The sequence below is a fragment of the Bradyrhizobium sp. genome (assembly GCF_049581145.1).
GTDB lineage: Bacteria > Pseudomonadota > Alphaproteobacteria > Rhizobiales > Xanthobacteraceae > Bradyrhizobium.
This window is the reverse complement of record NZ_JBAURI010001001.1, coordinates 1-4,348: the sequence shown is the minus strand read 5'-3', so window position 1 is coordinate 4,348 and position 4,348 is coordinate 1. Positions and strand designations below refer to the sequence as shown.

Here is a 4,348-nt window from a genome sequence, read left to right as displayed (position 1 = left end):
TCCGTAAATAACCGACGTTGACGTGTTTCCATCCGACACCTCCTGGCTCTCTGAGCCTACTACAGGTGTCCATCAATTCGGAGGAGGTTCAACCTTGGACCTTTCCCGTGTGATGTGAAGCGAGCGCGGGACGTTAGGCGGCTTTTCGTTGCCGTATGATGGTGTAAACAAGCGGGATGGGGGAGGGGGGAATCAGATGAAATCGCCCCCCGACTCGAACCCCCGATCGTCTCAGGATGGTGGCTGCTACATGTTAGGTCTCAGGACGCCGTACCGCCCCATTTCTGGCAGACTAAGCGTCTTCAGCCCATGGATAAGTGGGGAAGGGAGGGCGGCGATCTGAGGTCTGTGCCAGTTCGGACTAATCGGAAAAGCTATTGCGGTTCATAGCGTTTTGAGGTGCCTTTTGTCCGAACGTGCCTTGAAAGTATTCAGCCGCCGAAACCCTTCCAAGCTGAATACGAGGGTTCGATTCCCTTCACCCGCTCCATACCCCAAAAACTTTCCTAAGCAAGTCCCGAGACTTATCGAAATTGCGGGTAGAATCCGTATTTTAGTCGGAAATAACGTCCAACTTTTCGGCCAACAAAACGTCCAACGCGCTCGCGCTTATGCCCGTTTTCTGACCAGACGAAACGGCACTTGGCACTTCGCGCGTCGAGTCCCGACCGAGTTTGCGCATCTCGCTCGCCGCGGTGTTGTGAGGCATTCAACCAAGCTTCGGACCGCGCAGCGGTTCGTGCGTCACGCGTCGCTGAATAGCTCAACAGCAGCCTCGAGCAACACTGGCAGGCGCTCGCGGACAAGGACTCGAGCGAGGGCGTGAACAACTACAATGAAGCGAGAAGGCGAGCGCGCCGACTCGGCTTCGACTACATCGAAAACGCGCAGCTCGTCGCCGCACCAGCTGCCGAACGGCCCGAGCATCTTGAAACGCTCGTGGCCAGGCACCCTCGTGAATGACGAGAGCGCCAGACAGGCAGTCCTCGGCTTAAAGAAGAAGCCGGTCTTTAGGGTTTTCATACTCCGATGTCCGGACCGATGTCCGGGGCCGCAATTCGGGACGACGGCGACGGACTTTGAATGTGCCGCATCAACCATTGAGATCCAGCATCGCGGGCGGCGCGTTCGTGCCAAACCATCTGAATGTCGATTTCCAACGGAGGGGAGGCCGGTTCGAGCATGACCAAATGACCTCCGCGCGCTGCCTCGATCGCGATTCGGCGCGGGAGGGTGGCGACCATGTCCGAGGAAGCGAGCAACGCGGGAACCACGGCGAATTGAGCGACCTTGACGGCAACATGACGCCGCCCGCAACTCGAGGCTTGCGCCAGCAATCGCTCGATCCAGACCCTCCCGGTTTCTGAAGCTCCGTCACCACCGTCCCGCCCGGGTCGTTCGTCGCTGCGGCCGAAGAGCGCCACCAAATGGGGAAAGCCGAGAAGCCGCTCGCTCGTCACGGCGTCACGGAGCAGGGGATGTCCGGATCTTACGAGGATCGCCTCCCGTTCCTTCAGGACGGTTGCGCGCAGCAGGCGCGCCGGCAGATCGGTGAACCATCCCAGGGCGAAGCTCAAGCGCCCCTCGTCCAGGCCCTGGACCATTTCCGAGCGATCGAGCGCGTGGATGCGCAGGGATACTCCGGGCGCCGCATCGGTGACCGATCGTATCATCGGGGGCGCAATGATCGCCGCCGCGTATTCGCTGGCCGCAATGTTGAATACACGCCGCGAGTGGGCCGCATCGAAGGGCCTTCGTTCCATGATGTCCAGGATGCGGCCCAGGCTCGCAGAAAGCTCGGCTCCAAGCTCGAGTGCACGTGACGTCGGCTCCATACCGTGAACTCCGGGATGAAACAGCGGATCATCAAGCTTGCGGCGCAGACGCCCCACAGCGTGACTTACGGCCGATGCCGTAACGCCCAACTCCTTGCTGGCACTACTGACGCGCCGATGGCGCAGGACCGCCTCGAACACCTTCAAGAGGTTCAGGTCGATCGTAACGAGAGGTTTGATCATTGCTCCCCCTTCAGGATCCGAAGCGACGCCTCCTTCGGCGCCCGTCCGATTGAAGGCGGGTAACACGCAAAGATATAGCCGAATCGTGCTGCGCTTGGCCGCTTGTTGCGGGGCTGTTGTTCGTGGACGCCGGGTCGGTCAAGCCGAAGGCAGGCGCGAGCGTGCATGCTCGCGCGCGAAGGCCGCCGGGGTATAACCGACATGGTGACGAAATCGACGGGTAAAGTGGCTCTGATCCGCAAAGCCGATGGCAAGTGCCACCTGCGCGAGCGGCAGCTCGGCGCGTCGAATCAATTCCTTGGCGCGCGCGATGCGAGAGTGTTCCACGTACTCAACCGGCGTCATCCCGACATGACGCTTGAACTCGCGGCCGAAGTGGAAGCGGCTCAGTCCGGACACTGCGGCGAGTTCCTCGAGGCCGATTTGACGTGCCGGTTGGTCATTGATGTAGGCGAGAGCCCGCCGGATCGCGGCCACATTCACCGTCACGCCCGGCTTGGCTTCGACGCCGACGGCGGTGCTGTAGCGTCTCAACATATGAATCGCGAGAGCGGTGGCGAGCGACTGTACCAGCAGGGTCTGTGCTGGATGAAACGACTGCCGCATCTCCTGGCCGAATAGTTGGGCGATGTATTGCAGCATCGGATCTGGAGCCTGGAATTTGTTGAAAATCTCAATTCTCGGAGCACCGACGCGACGCAGTTCTGCATTGGCGTGGTCGAGCTTTTCAGGAGACAGACGCATCGCGATGTAAGCCGGGAACCGTCCGCGGAAATGCACGCGATAGCCCGCCGGCATGATGATGCTTTCGCCGGTCCGTGTGGGCGACTCGAAGCGCTTGCCGCAGCGCTCTTGCATCACGTAGGGCGAGTCTTCGAGGGAGAGTGTTATGACGTGATGGTCACGCGCGGGTGATACGAGATCTTCAACCGTATATCCGGCGCATTCTTCGACAGCGATATCTGTCCAACGATGGATATCGCTTGCCGCCAGCAGCGGGCGATCCACGAGTTGGCGCCGTGCCTCCTCGACGTTAAACAGCGAGTTTCCAGGTGCCGGCATCGAATCCCCACCAAACAGCGCAGGAAATTTGTCGTATCGCGTGTAAAAAATCGCTGTAACGCATTTAATATCACGACTCCGTGGCTAAAAATAAAGAAACAAAAGCGTGAAAAGGCATTCTGTCTCGACTCGGACAGGCAGAACAACACGTTCTAATCGCGTTAGGCCGTAGGCCACTTTGCTTTGATGCCGGGTTACACCGCGCGCGAGCTTCTGAAATAGATTTTGCTGGCTCCGCGGTGATGGCGCGTACGGGGGCGCGACGGCGGCGGTGAATGCGCGCGTGGTGAAGCTCAACGCCGCAGCGCGGAGCCGCTCGCGGACGGCAATCTGTTAGCGCCAAAGCGGTGGACCCGTATTTGCGTTAGCTCGAATGGGACGGCGTGACGAAGGATAGTGCGAAGGGCCAGGTCTATTCGGCCGGGCGTGAAGTGGACGAGGACGGCCGCGCTTTCCTGGAGCGGCGTCGCGGAGACCGGCGTCAGTTCCGCTTCATCGTCTCGGCGGAGGACGGCGGCGAGCTATCCGATCTACGTACCACCAACAGCGACCTGATGCAGCAGATGGAGACCGACCTCGTGACGAAGCTCGACCGGATCGCGGTCGATCACGCCACACCCGTAGACACCTGTTGACGCGAGCAATACGGCTATTCCCGCCCTCACGATGTGCTCCAGGGTCGGAGAAATCGACCGCTCGGATTCTCACGTCAACGCGCCAGCCGCCGCGCTTCCGGCGATCCCTGTTCGGCGGCCTTCGCATACCAAGCGCGGGCTTTTGCGGGGTCGGGCGGCACGCCAATCGCGCCGAGCTTTGAGAGCGCCACCGGATCGAAGGTCCCCGCCAAAGTGAGCGAGGCCTCCGCACTGCCGGCTTCGGCCAGGTGCTGAAGGATCAGGCGCGCGCTGGCGATGTCGCCCGCGGCGATCAGATCTCGACCGCGTTGCAGCATGGCCGCGGTTTTCTCGCGCGATAAAATGGGGCTTGCAGGCGGGTCTGGAAGGGCGGCGGGCCGCGGCACGACAGGCCCGGGCTGGGCGGAAGGTGATGTTGCAGCCGGTAACTGCGGCGGCGCTGCATCATTGGTCAGAAGCGCCGCAAATGCCCCCAAGGCAGTCGTCGAGGCAGTCGTCGAGGCAGGGGTCGAGGGCTGGTCGGCGGTCTGGAGCTGCGCTTCGGTGGGAGGAATCTGGGTCAGGTTCGTCAGCACGGTCTTCGAAAAGGATTGACTTTGGCCCGTGTCAGCTCCGCTGCGGACGGCTCTACTG

At 61.2% G+C, this 4,348-nt stretch carries 4 protein-coding genes and 1 pseudogene; 1 reads left to right on the top strand and 4 read right to left on the bottom strand.

The window, feature by feature from the left end; translation table 11 throughout:
- Positions 1 to 744 precede the first annotated feature (744 nt).
- From WCB02_RS32505 to WCB02_RS32495, 3 genes are all read right to left on the bottom strand, one after another.
- Positions 745 to 1,023 (bottom strand): hypothetical protein, encoded by a 279-nt coding sequence (locus tag WCB02_RS32505; protein WP_423964759.1) that lies wholly within the window; start codon positions 1,021 to 1,023, stop codon positions 745 to 747.
- Positions 1,020 to 1,982, bottom strand: coding sequence for a LysR family transcriptional regulator (locus tag WCB02_RS32500; RefSeq protein ID WP_423964757.1), 963 nt, complete (start codon positions 1,980 to 1,982; stop codon positions 1,020 to 1,022). The genes WCB02_RS32505 and WCB02_RS32500 overlap by 4 nt, the downstream gene beginning before the upstream one ends.
- Positions 1,983 to 2,156: 174 nt before the next feature.
- A complete protein-coding gene (locus WCB02_RS32495) occupies positions 2,157 to 3,080 on the bottom strand; it encodes a helix-turn-helix domain-containing protein (protein WP_423964753.1) in 924 nt (307 codons plus the stop codon).
- Between the two features lie 383 nt (positions 3,081 to 3,463).
- Between WCB02_RS32495 and WCB02_RS32490 the strand changes: the two genes are divergently transcribed.
- Positions 3,464 to 3,715 (top strand): hypothetical protein, encoded by a 252-nt coding sequence (locus WCB02_RS32490; protein ID WP_423964751.1) that lies wholly within the window; start codon positions 3,464 to 3,466, stop codon positions 3,713 to 3,715.
- A 74-nt stretch (positions 3,716 to 3,789) separates the two neighbouring features.
- Here the strand turns inward: WCB02_RS32490 and WCB02_RS32485 are convergent.
- Positions 3,790 to 4,348: pseudogene (locus WCB02_RS32485) on the bottom strand (sel1 repeat family protein); the annotation flags it as partial.

Bases quoted from the DNA above. Each gene is read 5' to 3' on its own strand.
- WCB02_RS32505 (WP_423964759.1), bottom strand. From the start codon at position 1,023: ATGAAAACCCTAAAGACCGGCTTCTTCTTTAAGCCGAGGACTGCCTGT.
- WCB02_RS32495 (WP_423964753.1), bottom strand. From the start codon at position 3,080: ATGCCGGCACCTGGAAACTCGCTGTTTAACGTCGAGGAGGCACGGCGC.